We start from the raw sequence: 15081 nt of genomic DNA on the forward strand, positions 1-15081 counted from the left end.
TGCGCCTGTCCAAGCGCAAGAGCGTTTCTGTCGGGCATCGCCGGAACTGCTGCCTGCGCGGCCTTTCCGCCGCTTGGGCGGGCCGGGCAGGGACCGGTCACTCCGCCACGATCGCCCCGTGCAGGTCCAGCACGATCACAGGGTCCAGCTTGCCGTCATAGGTTGCGTCGATCTGGTAGCGGCGCAGGACATAGCCCGCAGCCGTCAGGTCCCAGGTGCCCGACGCACCCGCATCGCCCAGCCCGCGCCATTTCTCGGTCGTGACGATGCGGCCGGTGATGTCGTCGACCGAAGCGTTCATCAGGGTCGGGGCGGTTCGATAGCCGCTGATCTGGATGCCTGCCCCGGGTTCGGCCAGAGGTTCTCCGCCGCTTTCGGACGTTTCCGGCATCCGGGTCACGGGCATTGCGAAGGACAGAGGGCGCAGCCCGTCGCTGTCGGTGTGGATCAGGAAGGCCTGCACCAGATTATAGGCTCCCGCATCGCAGGTGAATTCAAAGGTCGTGACCGGCTGATCCCCCTCCGGCCCCTGGACCGTGAACTGGCGCCGTGTCGGTGCGGGGCGGTCCTGGAGATAGGTCGGGCACTGCCCGTCGGTCTGAAGGGCCTCGAACAGGGCGACGGCCCGCGCCTCAAGGTCATCGGCCACCGCGGCATGGGGCAGGGCGAGGGTGAGGGCGAAAAGGAATGAGATCCGCATGATGTACCGCGCATTGTTGAGGTCGTTCGCCGGGCTGCGGACGCCACATGCTGTCTGCACCATGCCGGGAGGACAGGAAAGACGCCGCCACGCGGGAGCGGCGTCGCAGTCATCACAGCTTCATGATCATCATCTTGCGGAACGGAACGGAAGATCAGAAGGGCGCGGAACATAACGCCGCCGCTCTCTGTCCAGTTTAGTGTCCGGCGGGCGGTACATGGCCGGGAGCCTGGAAAAGGGCCGCTTGGCACGGTCCGGAACTGCCCCTATGGTCCAGAGCCTTGCCCCTTGCCGATCCGGACCTTCAGGATGAGCCGCCAGACCTTCCCTCAGCAGATCGCGGGCATGGATGGGCTGACCCTTGCGCGGCGGCTGGTCGGGGCCAGCCTGCTGGTCAGGGGCTGCGGCGGCATGATCATCGAGACCGAGGCCTATGGCCCGGATGATCCCGCCTCTCACAGCTTTCGTGGGCCAACGCGGCTCAACGGGTCGATGTTCGGTCCAGCGGGCCACGCCTATGTGTATCGCTCCTATGGCATCCACCTGTGCCTGAACGTCGTCGCGCGACCCGGAGAGGCGGTGCTGATCCGCGCGCTGACGCCGACAGCAGGGGTGGAGACGATGCAGGTACGCCGCAACAGCGCGATGCTGTGCAACGGGCCGGGGCGGCTGACACAGGCCCTGGCCATTTGCCCCGAAGATGATGGCGTGGCTTTTGACCGGTCGGATTTCACCCTCCAACTGGCGCCCCAGCGGACCGACCTGCTGGTCGGGCCGCGCATCGGCATCAGCAAGGCCCAGGACCTGCCTTGGCGCTTTGGCTTGGCCGGGGCCACGGGACTAAGCCGCCCGTTCCCCCGCTAGAAGGTCCGGGCGGCCGGTTTCGTCAATTGGCGGGAGCTTCGGTTTCCTCCGGGGGAAGAGGCTGGGTGCTGGGGACGGCGGGCGCGTCGTCAGCCTCCGCATCCGTAGCTTCTGCTTCAGTCTCCTCGACCGGCTCTGCTTCCGGCGCGGCTGCGGCATCCGGTTCCGGAGTCTCTGCGGCAGGTGCGTCCTCGGGGGCGGGGGCGGCTGCGGGAATCTCTCCCGCAACCGGGGCGGTGGCGGGCTCAGTGGGAGCCTGCGCGGCATCCTCAGCCGCGGGTTGCGGAGCGGCGGTTTCCTCGGCAGCGGCAGGCTCAGCCGGGGCCTCTCCTGCCTGCACGCGGTCCGTGCCCATCGGGCTGTCGGTCATCGAACCATCGGCAGGCGCGACGCGCCAGACCGTGTTGCCCGCATCATCGGCCACCAGCAGCGCGCCGGTCCCGTCGATCCCCAGCCCCACGGGGCGGCCGTGAACCTCGTCGCCGGCCAGAAAGCCGGTCACCACGTCCTGCGCCATCCCATCCGGCATGCCATCGGTGAAGGGCACGTAGGACACCTTGTACCCGTTGAACGTGTCGCGGTTCCAGCTGCCGCGCTGCCCCACGAAGGCGCCCTTCGCATAGGGTTCGGGCATGGCCGACCCTTGGGTGAACACGAGGCCAAGCGCCGCGACATGGCTGGACAGCGCATAGTCGGGCGCGATCGCGGTCTCGACCAGGTCGGGACGCGCGGGGCGCACGCGTTCGTCCACGTGATCGCCGTAATAGCTGTAGGGCCAGCCGTAGAAGGCGCCGTCCTGCACCGAGGTCATGTAGTCGGGCACCAGGTTCGGTCCCAACTCGTCACGCTCGTTGATGACGGCCCAGAGCTGCTCGGTCTGGGGATGGAACACCAGCCCATTGGGGTTGCGCAGGCCCGAGGCAAAGATCCGGGAGGCACCCGTCTCGCGGTCGATCTGCCAGATGGCGGCGCGACCCTTTTCGGCCTCCATGCCGTTTTCGGCCGCGTTCGAGTTCGACCCGACCGAGGCATAGAGCATCGTGCCATCGGGGCTGAGCGCCAGGTCCTTGGTCCAGTGATGGTTCAACGGTCCACCGGGCAGGGGGGTGACCGTCTCGGGCTCGGCGGTGATCACGTTCTCGCCCAGGGCGTAGGGATAGGCCAGCACCGCATCGGCGGCCGCAACATAGAGCGTGTCGTCGACCCAGGCCAGGCCAAAGGGAGAGTGCAGGTCGGTCAGCAGGTCATGACGCTCGTCCACCACGCCATCGCGGTCGCTGTCGCGCAGCAGGGTGATGAGGTTGCTGTCCTTTTGCGGACCGCCGCCGCCGCCGCCCGAGGCAAAGGACATGATCCAGCCCCGGATGTAATCCTTGGGCCGGTATTTCGGCTTGCCCTTGGGGGCGCGCGACTGGACCACCAGCACGTCGCCGTTGGGCAGGGTGTGCACGGTGCGCGGGTTGACCAGGTCGGTGGCATAGGCGGTGATGGTCAGATCATCGGGGACGGTCGGGGTCTGACCCTCGGACCAGCCGATGACCTCGCCCACCTTCATGCTGGGGATCAGGTCGACGAAATCGGGTTCGGGCAGCAAGGGATCGGGTCCGATCTGGCTGCTGATGTCGAAATCGCCCGAGTTGTCGTCCTGCGCGCGTGCCGCATGGGGCCAGGCCACGCCCAGCATCAGCAATGCGCTACCGGTCAGCAGCAGCGCCCGCTGCGAGGTAAAGTCATGGGTCATCATCAGGTTCGTCCCTTTCAGGCGCGGAGCAGAAGGCGATCATGCGTCGCACGGCGGTTCAGCAGGGCGGCGCCCAGCATCAGCAGGCAGGTCACGGCGGAAAGGCCGATCCCCCAGGGAACAACCCCCGTCCAGCCATCGCCCGCATGGATCAGGCTGTTGAAGAAGGCCGCGATCAGGACCAGCGCCTTCAGCAGGACCGCGCCCCAGACCGGACGGATGCGGTCGGTCGCAAAGCTGATGATCCAGAGCAGCGCCGCCAGCCCGCCCGCGATCAGGCCAAAGAACAGCAGCCAGGACGAAAAGTCCTGCCACATGATCACCAATGTCTGCGTGTAAGCCCAGTCCGATACCAGCGTCAGGGTGAAGAAGCCCGCCGCGAAATGGGTCAGGGTCATCACCCCCGGAAGGGGATGGTCGGCGATCCGAGCGCCGTAGGAGGAATGGATGGCCGCCATTGTGTTCCGCTCTCGTAAGGTCCCTATGCCTTCGGGAACGGCGGGGGTCACGGAATTGTTCCCTTGGATGCCCAAAGGATCACCGGTGCTGCGGGCATCATCGGTTGGGAAAATCGGGAAAGGGCAGCGTGCCTCTAAGGGCAGGGAATGGCCCGGGCGCGGCGGCCCGGGCCGAAGGCGATCAGGCGCTCCCAGCGACGGAGGGGTGCGACAGCGCGGTGGCGATGCCGCGCAGCTCCGCCAGCCCCTTGAGGCGGCCGATGGCGGGATAGCCCGGCTGCGCGTGCCGGTTCAGGTCGTCCAGGATGTCCTGGCCATGGTCGGGGCGCATCGGGATCTGCCAATCGCTGCGTCCCGCGGCCCGGCGGCGGCGTTCTTCGGCCAGGATCGCGCCGATCATCGCGACCATGTCGGTGTTGCCTTCCAGATGCGCGGCCTCGTGGAACGAGCCGCCCAAGGCGCGATCCTCCAGCGCGACATTGCGCAGGTGCAGGAAATGGACGCGGTCGCCCAGGCGCTCCATCATTCCCGGCAGGTCGTTGTCGGCACGCGCACCCAGCGATCCGGTGCACAGCGTGATGCCATTGGCGGGGATGTCCACCGCATCCATGACCGTCTTGTAATCCGCCTCGGTCGACATGATGCGCGGCAGACCCAGAAGCGGGAACGGCGGATCATCCGGGTGGCAGCAGAGCCGCATCCCCAGATCCTGCGCCAGGGGACTGACCTCGGCCAGAAAGTCGACCAGGTGCCCGCGCAGGCGGTCGGACGAGATCGCGTCATAGCGGGCCAGGTGGGTCTTGACGTCGTCCATCGTCATCCGCTCGGCCGCGCCCGGCAGGCCGAAGACGACATTGCCGGCCAGCTGCTCCTTGCGCGCGTCGGACATGCCGGCGAACCTTTCGCGGGCGGCCTCGGTCACCGGGGCGTCGTAGTCGTCCTCGACGCCCCGGCGGCCCAGCAGGAACAGGTCGAAGGCGGCAAAGTCGATCGCGTCATAGCGCATGCAGGTCGCGCCGTTCGGCAGGCGATAGGCCAGGTCGGTGCGCGTCCAGTCCAGGATCGGCATGAAGTTGTAGCAGATGACCTCGATCCCCGCGTCGCGCAGGTGGCGCATCGAGGTCTTCCAGTTCGCGACATGCTGCTTCCAGTTGCCGCTCTGCCGCTTGATGTCCTCCGAGACGGGCAGGCTTTCCACCACCTCCCACTTCAGGCCCGAGGGCGCGCCGTCCTTCATCACCGCCAACTCGGCCTGACGCTGCGCGATATCCTCGGGCGACCAGACCGCGCCGGTCGGCATGTGGTGCAGGGCGGTGACGACGCCCTCCACTCCCGCCTGCAGCATGTCGTCGATGGATACCAGGTCCTTGGGTCCGAACCAGCGCCAGGTCTGTCTCATAAGCTTGTCTTTCCGTCAGAGAGGCCGGTGCTCAGGCGCCGGCGAAGGAGAGTTGCACCTTGACCGACCGCGACCGGTCCAGGGCTGCATGAAAGGCGTCCAGCGCCTGCGTCATCGGATAGGTGGCGGTGATCATCGGGCGCGGGTCGATGGCGCCCGAACCGATCAGCGCGACCGCATCGGCGAATTCCACGTCAAAGCGCTGAGAGCCGATAAACTGGATTTCCTTGCCGACCATGACGTTCAGCGGCAGCGAGGTCGGGCCCGCCACGCCCACCTGCACCAGCGTCCCCAAGGGGCGCAGGCAGTTGACGGCATCGCCGATCGCGGGTGCGGCGGCCGAACATTCAAAGACCAGGTCGACCTTGCCCTTGCCGTCGCGCCATTGCGCCAGGCCCTGGGGGTCGGCCAGCGTGTTCACCGCGTGATCGGCCCCCATCTGCCGGGCCACGGCCAGGGTGGCGTCCTGGATGTCGGTCACGATGATCTGCGCCGCGCCGCGCTGGCGGGCCACCGCCACGCAGAGCGCGCCGATCGGGCCCGCGCCGGTGACCAGAACGGTCTTGCCCGCCAAGGGACCGGCGACCGCCTCGGCCCGGTTGGCCGCGTGCAGGCAGACGGCCAGCGGCTCGGCGCAGGCGGCGGCGCCGGGGGTGACGCCCTGGGGCAGCGCAAGACACTGGCCCGCGCCGATCACCATATTGTCGCGGAACATGCCCTGCTGGTGGGGCAGGTACATGGCCGAGCCCTTGAACTTCATCGCGGTGCAGTGGCGCGGCAGGTTCTGGCGGCAGAAGTCACATTCGCCGCAGGGATGCGAGGGGTTCATGGCGACCAGCTGGCCGATCTCCAGCCCCTCGACGCCGTCGCCCAAGGCCTCGACGCGGCCGGCGGCCTCGTGTCCCAGGATGATCGGCTCCTGCACCCGGATCGTGCCGATGCCGCCTTCGCGCCAGTAATGCAGGTCCGACCCGCAGATGCCGCCCGCCAGGACGGCGACCCGCACCTGTCCCGGACCGGGGTCTTCGGCGGGCCGGCTGTCCAGCCTCAGGTCATCCTGCGCGTGCAGGCAGACGACGCGGTTCTTGGTGTCTTGGGTCATTGGGGCCTCAGGGCATCAGCGTGTTGGGCAGCCAGGTCGACAGCTGCGGGATATAGCTGACCAGCAGCAGGACGATGATGTTGGTGATGATATAGGGGGTGATCGCGCGGATCACCGGCGACAGCGGCAGGCGGGCGATGTTCGAGGCGACGAACAGGCAGACCCCCACCGGCGGCGTGGTCAGCCCGATCATCAGGTTCAGCACCGCAAAGCAGGCAAAGTGCAGCGGATCGATGCCCACGGCCACCGCCAGCGCCTGCAGCGGCACGAACAGGATGATCAGCGCGGCGATGGTTTCCATGAACATGCCGACGAACAGCAGCAGAAGGTTGATCAGCAGGATCACAAGGAACTTGTTGTCGGTGATCGACAGGACGCCGTCGGCCAGCATCTGGGGAATGCGCTCGGCCACCAGGATCCAGCCGAAGACATTGGCGGTGCCGACCAGGACCAGGATGCCAGCGGCGCTGATAGCGCTGTCGATGATGATTTTCGGGATGCGCCGCACCGGCAGCTCGCGATAGACGAAGAGGCCCACGGCGGCGGCATAGAGGCTGGCCACGACGGCGGTCTCGGTGGGCGTGGTGATGCCGATCAGCAGCCCGCCCACGATCAGGACGGTCATCGCGATGGCCCAGATGGCCCCGGTGAACGAGGTGAGTAGTTCGCGCACGCCCTGCCAGGGCTCGCGCGGGAACTTCTGCTTGCGGGCGATGAAGTAGGTCGCGACCATCATCGCGCCGCCCAGCATCAGGCCCGGCACCGCGCCCGCCAGGAACAGCTTGCCCACCGACAGGCCCGACAGCGAGCCGACGATGATCATGGGAACGCTGGGCGGGATCATCGGCCCGACGGTGGACGACGCCGCCGTCACCGCCGCGGCGAAGGCGCCGGGATAGCCGACCTTCTTCATGCCGGGGATCATCATGCCGCCGACGGATGCGACGTCGGCCACGGCCGTGCCCGAGACGCCGCCGAACAGCATGGAAGCCGCGATGTTGGCCTGGGCCAGGCCGCCGCGCATCCAGCCGACCAGCGCATTGGCAAAGCGCACGATCCGTTCGGTGATGCCGCCCGAGTTCATCAGGTTGCCCGCCAGGATGAAGCCCGGAATGCACAGCAGGACAAAGCTGTCCATGCCCGCATACATCTTCTGCGGGATGACGACCAAGGGGATGTCGGCAAAGATCAGGTAGGCCATGGATGACAGGCCCAGGGTCACCGCCACAGGCAGGCCGATGACAAGGCCCAGCACGAAAGTGCCCAGAAGCAGGGTCAGACCCATCAATTGTCCTCCGAGGTCGGAATGGGGCGGCCGTCATGCCGGCCGGTCAGCATCTCGGCCATGCGCATCAACGCCCAGAGCGCCAGGGTGACGAACAGCACGACCATCGCGGCATGGATGAAATGCATCCGCCAGGTCAGGGCGGGCGCCGTCTGGCGGGCGCCGATCATGGTATAGTCCCAAGCCGCCGGCAGCAGCGCGATGGCAAAGCCCGCGGTGATGACCGCCGAGACCAGCCGAAGGATGCGGGGCAGGCGGCCGGGCAGGCTTTCGCAGACCAGGTCCACGTTCACCATGTCGCCGCTGCGCAGCGCCAGGCCCGCGCCAAGCGCGCCCATGAAGATCAGGCAGAAGCGCGTCAACTCCTCGGTCCAGACCGGCGCGGTGCTGAGGAAGGTGCGCGAGAAGACCTGCAGCAGGACCGCCCCCATCAGCACCACGAAAGCTGCGAATACCAGAAGGCGACACAGCCCCTCCAGTCCCTTGAACGCCTTGAACATCGGTTCCTCCCGGTGGCCCTGCCCCGAAGGGCAGGACCGGACATGGTCACTGGGCAAAGATCTCTTCGGCCAGCGGGCGGATTTCCTCGGCGACGGCGCCGATCACGGCCTCGCGGGCGCCTTCGGCAAAGGCGGCCTGGTCGACGTCGTGGAAGGTCACGCCGCGGCCCTCCAGATCGGCCACCAGTGCCTCCTCATCGGCCAGGAACAGCTCGCGCTCATAGGTCTGGGTGCGCTCGGCCGCCTCCATCAGGGCTGCCTGGTCCGCCTCGGACAGGCGGTCCCAGCTGCGCTCCGAGATGGCAAGGTAGATCCAGGACCGCACGTGCTCGGTCCGGTTCACGACCTTCTGCACCTCGTAGAAGCCGCCCGACTTGAACAGCGCCAGCGGGTTTTCCTGACCTTCGATCGTGCCGTTCTGCAGCGAGGTGAAGACCTCCGAGAAGGCCATGGGCGTCGGGTTCGCGCCCAGCGCCTGCCAGGCGGCCACGAACAGCGGCACGTTCGGCACGCGCAGCTTGAAGCCGTTCAGGTCGGCGGGGGTGGTGATCTCGCGATTGGCCGACAGGTTGCGCGGGCCGCGGGCGAAATAGGTCAGCGGGCGGATGTCGGCCTTTTCGATGATCTCGGCCTCGATCTGGTCGCCGATCTCGCCCGAGGCGACCTCGTCCATGTGCTCCAGCGACTTGTAGGCATAGGGCAGCGCCAGCAGCGCGGCCTTGGGCGCCCAGTTCTGCAGGCTTTCGCCGGTGATGGTCATGTCGGCGGTGCCCAGCTGCATGCCGTTGATCAGGTCGATCTCCTTGCCCAGCGATTCGTTGGGATAGACCTCGACCGCGACGCGGCCCTCGGTCAGGGTCTCGACCTCTTCGGCGAACTTGACGGCGGCCTTGTGCCAGATGTTCTCCTCGTTCGCGAGGTGGCCCAGCTTCAGCGTGACCTCCTGCGCCAGGGCGGCGCTGCCCATCAGGGCCGCGACGGTGCAGGATGCAGCCAGCTTGGCGATCTTGGCAAATGTCATTCTATCCTCCTCCAGGATGTTTTGCGCCGGGCGGGCCGGCGTCACAGAAAATACTCGGGGCGCTCCTGCCGGATGACCGGCAGATCGGACAGGATGCCCTTCAGGTGCAGCCGCATGGCGGCTTCGGCGGCATGCGCGTCCCCGGCGGCGATGCCGCGGACGACGGCGCCGTGCTGGGTGATCAGGCGCTCGACGGGGAAATGCAGGCTGGACAGGACCCGCACCCGGTCCATCTGCGCCTTCATCTCGACCACGACGCGCCAGGCATTGCCCTTGTCGGCGCCTTCGGCCAGCGTGTGGTGAAAGGTCTCGTCGGCCTCGATGAAGTCGCGGGCCGAACCGCCGATCAGGGTCCGCTGATGCGCCAGCTGCGCGTCCAGGTCGGCGATCAGCGCCGGGTCGGGCGCGGCTGCCAGCAGCTTGACGATGTCGGCCTCGACCGCCTCGCGGACAAAGCGGGCATCCATGACCTGGGGGATCGAGATCTTGGCCACGAAGGTCCCGCGCTGCGGGCGGATCTCCAGCAGGCTGTCGTTCGACAGCTTGATGAAGGCCTCGCGCACGGGCTGGCGGCTGACGCCGTAGCGGACGGCCATCTCGGCCTCGGACAGGCGGGTGCCGGGGACCAGGATGTTGTCGATGATCGCCGCGCGCAGTTCCGCACAAAGGCGGTCGGCCACGCTGACATGCACCGGCTGCAGATGAATCGGCTTTGTCATCACGTGCCCCTCCTGACGACAGTCTATACCATACTACCATACAATTCAAGCAGCCGTTGTGGAGCATGTTTGGCCGGCGCGTCACCGCGACATCATGAACAGGAACCGGAAAACACACCGCGCGTTCGGCGCGACAGGGATCAGGAAGAAGATGAGCAAGCGCATCGCGATCGTCGGCACCGGACCGACCGGCATCTATACCTTTCAGCAACTGATGGCTCTGGGAGAGCCGCTGTCGGTGACGCTGTTCGAAAAAGGCGATCGGGCCGGCATCGGGATGCCCTATTCCCCCGAGACCGCCAGCCGGTCGATGCTGGCTAATATCGCCAGCATCGAGATCCCGCCCGTCGTCATCCCCTATCTGGACTGGCTGGAGGAGCAGGCCCCGGCACGGCTGGCCTCCTATGGGCTGGACGCCGAGGATCTGGACGACCGGCAGTTCACGCCCCGGCTGCTGCTGGGCGAGTATTTCCGCGACCAGCTGCTGTCGCTGGTGGAACAGGCGCGAGGTGCGGGCCACCAAGTGGAGGTCCGCGAGGCGACCGAGGTCCACGACATCATCGCGGCCGAGGCGGGCCTGACGCTGCCGAGCTCGGCCGGAAACGACGCCGGACCCTATGACCGGGTCGTCCTGGCCACGGGCCACGACTTTCCCGACGAGGACGAGGCGACGCGCAGCTATTTTCCCAGTCCCTGGTCCGGCCTCATCGACGCGCATATCCCGGCGGTGCGGGTGGGCATCATGGGCACCTCGCTCAGCTCGATCGACGCGGCGATGGCGGTGGTCAACCAGCACGGTCGCTTCCGCCGCAAGGAGGGAGAGCTGCGGTTCGACGGGGCGCCCGACGACCTGCACATCACGCTGATGTCGCGGTCGGGCATCCTGCCCGAGGCGGATTTCTACTGCCCGATCCCCTACGAGCCTCTGGCCGTGATGACCGAGGCGGCGGTGGCCGCCTGCCTGTCCCGGCCCGAACCGCTGGATGCCCTTTTCGAGCTGGTGCGGGCCGAGATCATGCAGGCCGATCCAGCCTTTGCCCTGCGCATCGGTCTGGGCGGGCTGGATGCTGACAGCTTTGCCGACGCCTATTTCGCGGCGCGCGAGGCCGCCGATCCATTTCGCTGGGCGCGCGGGAACCTGGACGAGGTCGAGCTCAACAAGGCGCAGCGGATCACCGTTCCCTGGCGCTATGCGCTGCTGCGGATGCATGAAAAGGTCGAGGATATCGTGGCGGACCTGTCGGACGCGGACCGAGAGCGGCTGGATAAGGGTCTCAAGAAGGTCTTCGTGGACAACTATGCCGCTGTCCCCTCCGAATCCATCCGCCGCCTGCTGGCGCTGCGCGACGCGGGCCTTCTGTCGGTGCTGGCCTTGGGCGAGGATTACGATCTGGACCGCCAGCAGACCCGGACGGTCATCCGGACGGGGCATGAGACCCATGTCTTCCCCGTCTTCATCGACGCGCGCGGCCAGAAGGCCCTGACCAGCAAGGACCTGCCCTTTCCCAGCCTGCGCGCCGCCCTGCTGGCGGCCGACCAGGACATTCCCGAAGTCTCCGAGGATTACGGCCTGGTCGATGTGCCCGGCTATGCGGGGCGGCTGTCCCTGGGGTCGATCCCCTACCTGATGCACGACCGTCCCTTCGTGCAGGGGATCACCGCCTGCGCCGATATCGGCGCCGCCATCGCCAGTGGCGTCGCGACCCGCCGCCGCAGGCGGCTGGTATCCTGAGAACCGCCATGAAAAGGACCTGCCGATGCCGAAATTCGTGATCGCCTTGGGCGCCGCCCCGCATATGAAGCTGTCGCGGACGGGCACGGAATTCTCTGCCACGCTGGTGCCCATGTCCTTTGACAGCCATGACGGTGCCTATGCCTATGTGCTGGACCACACCGAACAGCCGCCGCTGCAGGGGGTTCGCGCCGAGATCGTCGAGGACATGTCGCTGGAGGAAGGCCGCCCCTAGTCCCCGCACTCCTGCGCGGCGAGGCGGGCGATGCGGGCGACATCCCGGCTGAGGGTGCCCATGCGGTCCAGGTCCTGCAGCGCGATCCAGCAGGCATCCAGCGCATCATCGGCGGCCTGCGGCTCTCCGCCCTGCCAGCGGCAGAGCACCGCCACCAGCACGAAATGACGCAGCAGGCGGCCATCCCCCGACCTCTCATGGACATCGACGGCGGTCAGGACCCGCTGCGCGACGGCGGCGACGCCGGTTTCCTCCTGCAATTCCCGCAAGGCGCCGTCCAGCAGCGTTTCGCCCGCCTCCAGCTTGCCGCCCGGAAACCCCCACAGGCGCGCATCCGGCGGATTAGCGCGCTGCACCAGCAGCACCTGCCGGTCGCGGATCACCACGGCCAGGACGGCGCAGATCGGTGGGGGCGGGGCAGGTTCCATGCGGGGCACGCTAGCCCGCGCGCGGCCCGTGCGGCAAGGGATCGTCACGGCCGGCGGCGATGCGCTAGGCTGGAGGCGTCAGCATCGAAAGGAGTGCCCATGCCCCGTTCCGACCTGCCGGATGACCCGGGCGCGCTGGACCGTTTCGTCCGTGCCCAAGAAGACAGCTTTCCCATCGCCCTGGTGGAACTGAAGCGGGGCCGCAAGCAGAGCCACTGGATGTGGTTCATCTTTCCGCAGTTGCGCGGCTTGGGACGCTCGCAGATGTCGCATCATTATGGCATCGCCGACCTGGACGAGGCGCGCCGCTATCTGGCCCATCCGGTGCTGGGACCGCGACTGGTCGCCGCCGCCGAGGCGGTTCTGGCCCATCGCGGCCAATCGGCCGAGGCGATCCTGGGCGGCATCGACGCGGACAAGCTCCGCTCATCGGCCACGCTTTTCGCGGCGGTGGACCGGAGGGATGGCGTCTTTGCCCAGTTGCTGGAGGCATTCTTTCAGGGCCAGCCCTGTGACGTCACACTGGCCCGGACGCGGTAATCTTGGGCGCATCTTGACTAGGTTGGACACCAACATTCGAAATACCTGCTTCAACGAAAATAAGAAAATCGTTCCGTTTCATGATGTTGTCCGATCATGAGCAGAATTTGGCCCATTTTTCAGGAACATTGGCCGCATGTCGCTGTTCTTGGGGCCACCTTCACAGCAAAGGAGAACAGGATGAAACGCCATTTGACAGGATTGTTTGCAGCATCCTTGCTTTCGACGACGGCAGTGACGGCCATCGCCCAACAGACCGACGCACCGGCTGTCGATGCCGACATGGCCGAGGCCTGCCAGCAGCTTGATCAGATCGTCGCCGACAACAGCGATCGGTTCCAGCAGGTCTGGCTGGACGAAGCCGGCGCCGTGGCCGAACGGGGCGAGGATATGGATTGCGCGCCCTATGTCCGTCAGGCCCAGGCGGTCGAGGCGCAGGGTGCCGATGCCCAGCAGATCGAAGGCCGCATCGTGGTCAGCCAGCCGCCCCCGAACGTCAACGTGCAGCAGCCGGCCCCCGAGGTGAACGTCTCGCAGCCCGAGCCGACCGTTTCGGTGACCCAGCCGCAGCCCGAGATCATCGTGCGCCAGGCGCCCCCCACCATTCGCATCGAGATGCCGGATCCGGTGGTGACCGTCGATCAGCCGCAGCCCGAGATCATCGTCCGCATGCCCGACCCCCAGGTCAACGTGCAGACGGCCGAGCCGCAGATCGAGGTGAACCAGGCAGAGCCCACGGTCAGCGTCGAGCAGGGTGAGCCGCAGGTCGACCTGGCCGTCCAGGACACGCCCGAGGGCGAGCAGGAAGCGCAGATCCAGGTGGATCAGCAGACGCCGCAGGTCCGCCTGCAGCAGAACCAGTCCGATCCGCAGGTCAATGTCGAGCAGGCCCAGCCCAAGGTGACCTATGAATCGGCCGAGCCGAAGGTCGAGTTCTCGGGTTCCAGCGAGCCCCAGGTGCAGTACACCGAAAGCGGAGAGGCCAACGTCTCCTTCGTCGAGGGTGGTGCCGAGGGCGAAGCCCAGGCGCAGCAGCAGGAAGGCGAGCAGCCCATGCCGGTGGAAGGCGAAGCCCAGGCCACCGCGCAGACCGATTGGCGTGGCGAGCGCCAGCCGCTGACCCCGCCGCAGATCGAACGCGAGGGCTATCAACCCGCCGACCCAAGCACCATCTCGGTCGACACGCTGATGGGTGCGGACGTCTATAGCGAGAACGACGAGAACATCGGTTCGGTCGAGGACGTTATGCTGTCGAACGATGGCCAGGTCGAATTCTTCGTCATGGACGTCGGCGGCTTCCTGGGCATCGGCAGCCATACTGTTGCCCTGGGTCTTGACGAGGTCACGGTCATGCAGGCCGAAGGCGACGAGTTGCGCGTCTTTGTCAGCGCAACCCGCGAGCAACTGGAGCAGGCGCCCGAATACGAAGGGTAAGCCCGCCTCCTGAACCCATAAAGGGGCGCCCCCGCGGCGCCCCTTTTTCACATTGGCCGCTTCCCGGCCCCGCTCAATTTTCGCAGGAGGATCCCATGCAGACCTTTGCCCTTCCCCTTGCCGCAGCCCTGGTCGCCTTGGCAGGCCCCGCCCTGGCGCGCGACTGCCCTGCGGCTGTGCCCTTTGGCCCGGGCGACAGCCTGGCCCAACTTTCGGCACGCTGCGGCGTACCGGCCGAACGGATCCTGCGCGCCAATGATGTGGTCGACGAGGAGGCCCTGCGCCAGGCCGGCGCCGTGGCCGTTCCCTTGGCGGGCGACGAGCCCCCGGCTTCGGAACCCGAGGCTGCCGGGCTTCTGGACCGCGCGCAGGATCTGGCACGGGACACCGCGCGCGAAGCGGGCGGCGTCGCCGCCGAGGCCGGCGAGGCGGTCTCGGGCTATCTGTCGCAGAACGACCCGGCCCGTGATCTGCTGGAACTGGGCGAATCCGCCGGCGTTCCGGGCATCGAGGCAGAGCCGCGTCGGGGTCCCGATCTGGCGGCGACGGTCCTCGAGGGTGACCGCCTGCGGATCGCCGCCACAGGCCTGCCCGGCAACCGTGAAGTCCAGCTGTCGCTGATCCATGACGGCCAGTCGATCCCGCTGACCGAGGCCACCACCGACGGCGACGGCGTGTTGATGACAGAGGTCCGGATGCCCGATCTGCCGCCTGCGGGCGAGGCCAGCGTCGCGCTGGAAACGGCGGAGGGCAACCTGCGCATCACGTCGGACCCGCTGGATCTTCGCTGACCCCCGGCCCTCATGCGGCGATGCGGCGCTTGCATGAGGTTGCGTCCAGCGATTAGCCTTGGAACATGATGACACCCGCGGGGCCCTTCCGGCTCACGTCCTGACCCGGCCCCGCCCGTTTCTGCATCGCCT

16 protein-coding genes are annotated in these 15081 nt (G+C 67.2%); 6 read left to right on the forward strand and 10 right to left on the reverse strand.

All coding sequences use genetic code 11. From position 1 onward, the window contains the following. Positions 1 to 97 precede the first annotated feature (97 nt). The gene (locus ACZ2G3_RS00765; RefSeq protein WP_470397098.1) at positions 98 to 700 is read right to left on the reverse strand and encodes a DUF1176 domain-containing protein; all 603 of its coding nucleotides are present in this window, start codon (positions 698 to 700) and stop codon (positions 98 to 100) included. Positions 701 to 1045: 345 nt separating this feature from the next. Between ACZ2G3_RS00765 and ACZ2G3_RS00770 the strand changes: the two genes are divergently transcribed. Continuing rightward, positions 1046 to 1564, forward strand: a complete 519-nt coding sequence (locus tag ACZ2G3_RS00770; protein ID WP_470399182.1) for a DNA-3-methyladenine glycosylase — start codon at positions 1046 to 1048, stop codon at positions 1562 to 1564. A gap of 22 nt (positions 1565 to 1586) precedes the next feature. On the opposite strand, the gene ACZ2G3_RS00775 is transcribed toward ACZ2G3_RS00770, so the two are convergent. The 8 genes from ACZ2G3_RS00775 to ACZ2G3_RS00810 all read right to left on the reverse strand — a co-directional run bounded on the left by ACZ2G3_RS00775 (position 1587) and on the right by ACZ2G3_RS00810 (position 9789). After that, positions 1587 to 3308 carry a PQQ-dependent sugar dehydrogenase gene (locus ACZ2G3_RS00775; protein WP_470397099.1) on the reverse strand — a complete coding sequence of 574 codons (1722 nt, stop codon included), beginning with the start codon at positions 3306 to 3308 and terminating at the stop codon, positions 1587 to 1589. A gap of 14 nt (positions 3309 to 3322) precedes the next feature. Continuing rightward, complete coding sequence (locus tag ACZ2G3_RS00780; protein ID WP_419268698.1) at positions 3323 to 3763, reverse strand: DUF2231 domain-containing protein; 441 nt, start codon at positions 3761 to 3763, stop codon at positions 3323 to 3325. Positions 3764 to 3944: 181 nt separating this feature from the next. Then, a complete protein-coding gene (gene uxuA / locus ACZ2G3_RS00785) occupies positions 3945 to 5162 on the reverse strand; it encodes a mannonate dehydratase (RefSeq protein ID WP_470397100.1) in 1218 nt (405 codons plus the stop codon). A gap of 31 nt (positions 5163 to 5193) precedes the next feature. After that, on the reverse strand, positions 5194 to 6264 hold the full coding sequence (locus tag ACZ2G3_RS00790) for an L-idonate 5-dehydrogenase (protein ID WP_470397101.1): 1071 nt from the start codon (positions 6262 to 6264) through the stop codon (positions 5194 to 5196). A gap of 7 nt (positions 6265 to 6271) precedes the next feature. Next, positions 6272 to 7549 (reverse strand): TRAP transporter large permease, encoded by a 1278-nt coding sequence (locus ACZ2G3_RS00795; RefSeq protein ID WP_470397102.1) that lies wholly within the window; start codon positions 7547 to 7549, stop codon positions 6272 to 6274. Further along, positions 7549 to 8049 carry a TRAP transporter small permease gene (locus tag ACZ2G3_RS00800; protein WP_470397103.1) on the reverse strand — a complete coding sequence of 167 codons (501 nt, stop codon included), beginning with the start codon at positions 8047 to 8049 and terminating at the stop codon, positions 7549 to 7551. Before ACZ2G3_RS00800 ends, ACZ2G3_RS00795 begins: the two co-directional genes overlap by 1 nt. Before the next feature lie 46 nt (positions 8050 to 8095). Next, a complete protein-coding gene (locus tag ACZ2G3_RS00805; RefSeq protein ID WP_419268705.1) occupies positions 8096 to 9070 on the reverse strand; it encodes a TRAP transporter substrate-binding protein in 975 nt (324 codons plus the stop codon). Between the two features lie 41 nt (positions 9071 to 9111). Continuing rightward, complete coding sequence (locus tag ACZ2G3_RS00810; RefSeq protein WP_470397104.1) at positions 9112 to 9789, reverse strand: GntR family transcriptional regulator; 678 nt, start codon at positions 9787 to 9789, stop codon at positions 9112 to 9114. Between the two features lie 151 nt (positions 9790 to 9940). On the opposite strand from ACZ2G3_RS00810, the gene ACZ2G3_RS00815 reads away from it, so the two are divergent. Together ACZ2G3_RS00815 and ACZ2G3_RS00820 are read left to right on the forward strand one after the other, a co-directional pair. After that, positions 9941 to 11521: an FAD-NAD(P)-binding protein gene (locus tag ACZ2G3_RS00815; protein ID WP_470397105.1), complete on the forward strand. Its 1581-nt coding sequence runs from the start codon at positions 9941 to 9943 to the stop codon at positions 11519 to 11521. A gap of 25 nt (positions 11522 to 11546) precedes the next feature. Next, the gene (locus tag ACZ2G3_RS00820) at positions 11547 to 11756 is read left to right on the forward strand and encodes a hypothetical protein (RefSeq protein ID WP_419268709.1); all 210 of its coding nucleotides are present in this window, start codon (positions 11547 to 11549) and stop codon (positions 11754 to 11756) included. Here the strand turns inward: ACZ2G3_RS00820 and ACZ2G3_RS00825 are convergent. Next, positions 11753 to 12184 (reverse strand): NUDIX hydrolase, encoded by a 432-nt coding sequence (locus ACZ2G3_RS00825; RefSeq protein WP_470397106.1) that lies wholly within the window; start codon positions 12182 to 12184, stop codon positions 11753 to 11755. The two genes, ACZ2G3_RS00820 and ACZ2G3_RS00825, sit on opposite strands and share 4 nt — an antisense overlap. 99 nt (positions 12185 to 12283) lie before the next feature. Here ACZ2G3_RS00825 and ACZ2G3_RS00830 point away from each other — a divergent pair, with 99 nt between their 5' ends. The 3 genes from ACZ2G3_RS00830 (at position 12284) to ACZ2G3_RS00840 (ending at position 14949) form a co-directional block, all read left to right on the forward strand. Continuing rightward, positions 12284 to 12724, forward strand: a complete 441-nt coding sequence (locus ACZ2G3_RS00830; RefSeq protein ID WP_470397107.1) for a DUF1810 domain-containing protein — start codon at positions 12284 to 12286, stop codon at positions 12722 to 12724. A 216-nt stretch (positions 12725 to 12940) separates the two neighbouring features. Further along, positions 12941 to 14158: a PRC-barrel domain-containing protein gene (locus ACZ2G3_RS00835; protein WP_470397108.1), complete on the forward strand. Its 1218-nt coding sequence runs from the start codon at positions 12941 to 12943 to the stop codon at positions 14156 to 14158. A gap of 95 nt (positions 14159 to 14253) precedes the next feature. Next, positions 14254 to 14949: a LysM peptidoglycan-binding domain-containing protein gene (locus ACZ2G3_RS00840; protein ID WP_470397109.1), complete on the forward strand. Its 696-nt coding sequence runs from the start codon at positions 14254 to 14256 to the stop codon at positions 14947 to 14949. Positions 14950 to 15081 lie beyond the last annotated feature (132 nt).

The sequence above is a fragment of the Paracoccus sp. KKT209 genome (assembly GCF_055635455.1).

What these genes read in the sequence shown, in the direction of transcription:
- ACZ2G3_RS00765 (WP_470397098.1), bottom strand. Translation starts at nt 700, where the DNA reads ATGCGGATCTCATTCCTTTTCGCCCTCACCCTCGCCCTGCCCCATGCC.
- ACZ2G3_RS00770 (WP_470399182.1), top strand. Translation starts at nt 1,046, where the DNA reads ATGGATGGGCTGACCCTTGCGCGGCGGCTGGTCGGGGCCAGCCTGCTG.
- ACZ2G3_RS00775 (WP_470397099.1), bottom strand. Translation starts at nt 3,308, where the DNA reads ATGATGACCCATGACTTTACCTCGCAGCGGGCGCTGCTGCTGACCGGT.
- ACZ2G3_RS00780 (WP_419268698.1), bottom strand. Translation starts at nt 3,763, where the DNA reads ATGGCGGCCATCCATTCCTCCTACGGCGCTCGGATCGCCGACCATCCC.
- uxuA (WP_470397100.1), bottom strand. Translation starts at nt 5,162, where the DNA reads ATGAGACAGACCTGGCGCTGGTTCGGACCCAAGGACCTGGTATCCATC.
- ACZ2G3_RS00790 (WP_470397101.1), bottom strand. Translation starts at nt 6,264, where the DNA reads ATGACCCAAGACACCAAGAACCGCGTCGTCTGCCTGCACGCGCAGGAT.
- ACZ2G3_RS00795 (WP_470397102.1), bottom strand. Translation starts at nt 7,549, where the DNA reads ATGGGTCTGACCCTGCTTCTGGGCACTTTCGTGCTGGGCCTTGTCATC.
- ACZ2G3_RS00800 (WP_470397103.1), bottom strand. Translation starts at nt 8,049, where the DNA reads ATGTTCAAGGCGTTCAAGGGACTGGAGGGGCTGTGTCGCCTTCTGGTA.
- ACZ2G3_RS00805 (WP_419268705.1), bottom strand. Translation starts at nt 9,070, where the DNA reads ATGACATTTGCCAAGATCGCCAAGCTGGCTGCATCCTGCACCGTCGCG.
- ACZ2G3_RS00810 (WP_470397104.1), bottom strand. Translation starts at nt 9,789, where the DNA reads ATGACAAAGCCGATTCATCTGCAGCCGGTGCATGTCAGCGTGGCCGAC.
- ACZ2G3_RS00815 (WP_470397105.1), top strand. Translation starts at nt 9,941, where the DNA reads ATGAGCAAGCGCATCGCGATCGTCGGCACCGGACCGACCGGCATCTAT.
- ACZ2G3_RS00820 (WP_419268709.1), top strand. Translation starts at nt 11,547, where the DNA reads ATGCCGAAATTCGTGATCGCCTTGGGCGCCGCCCCGCATATGAAGCTG.
- ACZ2G3_RS00825 (WP_470397106.1), bottom strand. Translation starts at nt 12,184, where the DNA reads ATGGAACCTGCCCCGCCCCCACCGATCTGCGCCGTCCTGGCCGTGGTG.
- ACZ2G3_RS00830 (WP_470397107.1), top strand. Translation starts at nt 12,284, where the DNA reads ATGCCCCGTTCCGACCTGCCGGATGACCCGGGCGCGCTGGACCGTTTC.
- ACZ2G3_RS00840 (WP_470397109.1), top strand. Translation starts at nt 14,254, where the DNA reads ATGCAGACCTTTGCCCTTCCCCTTGCCGCAGCCCTGGTCGCCTTGGCA.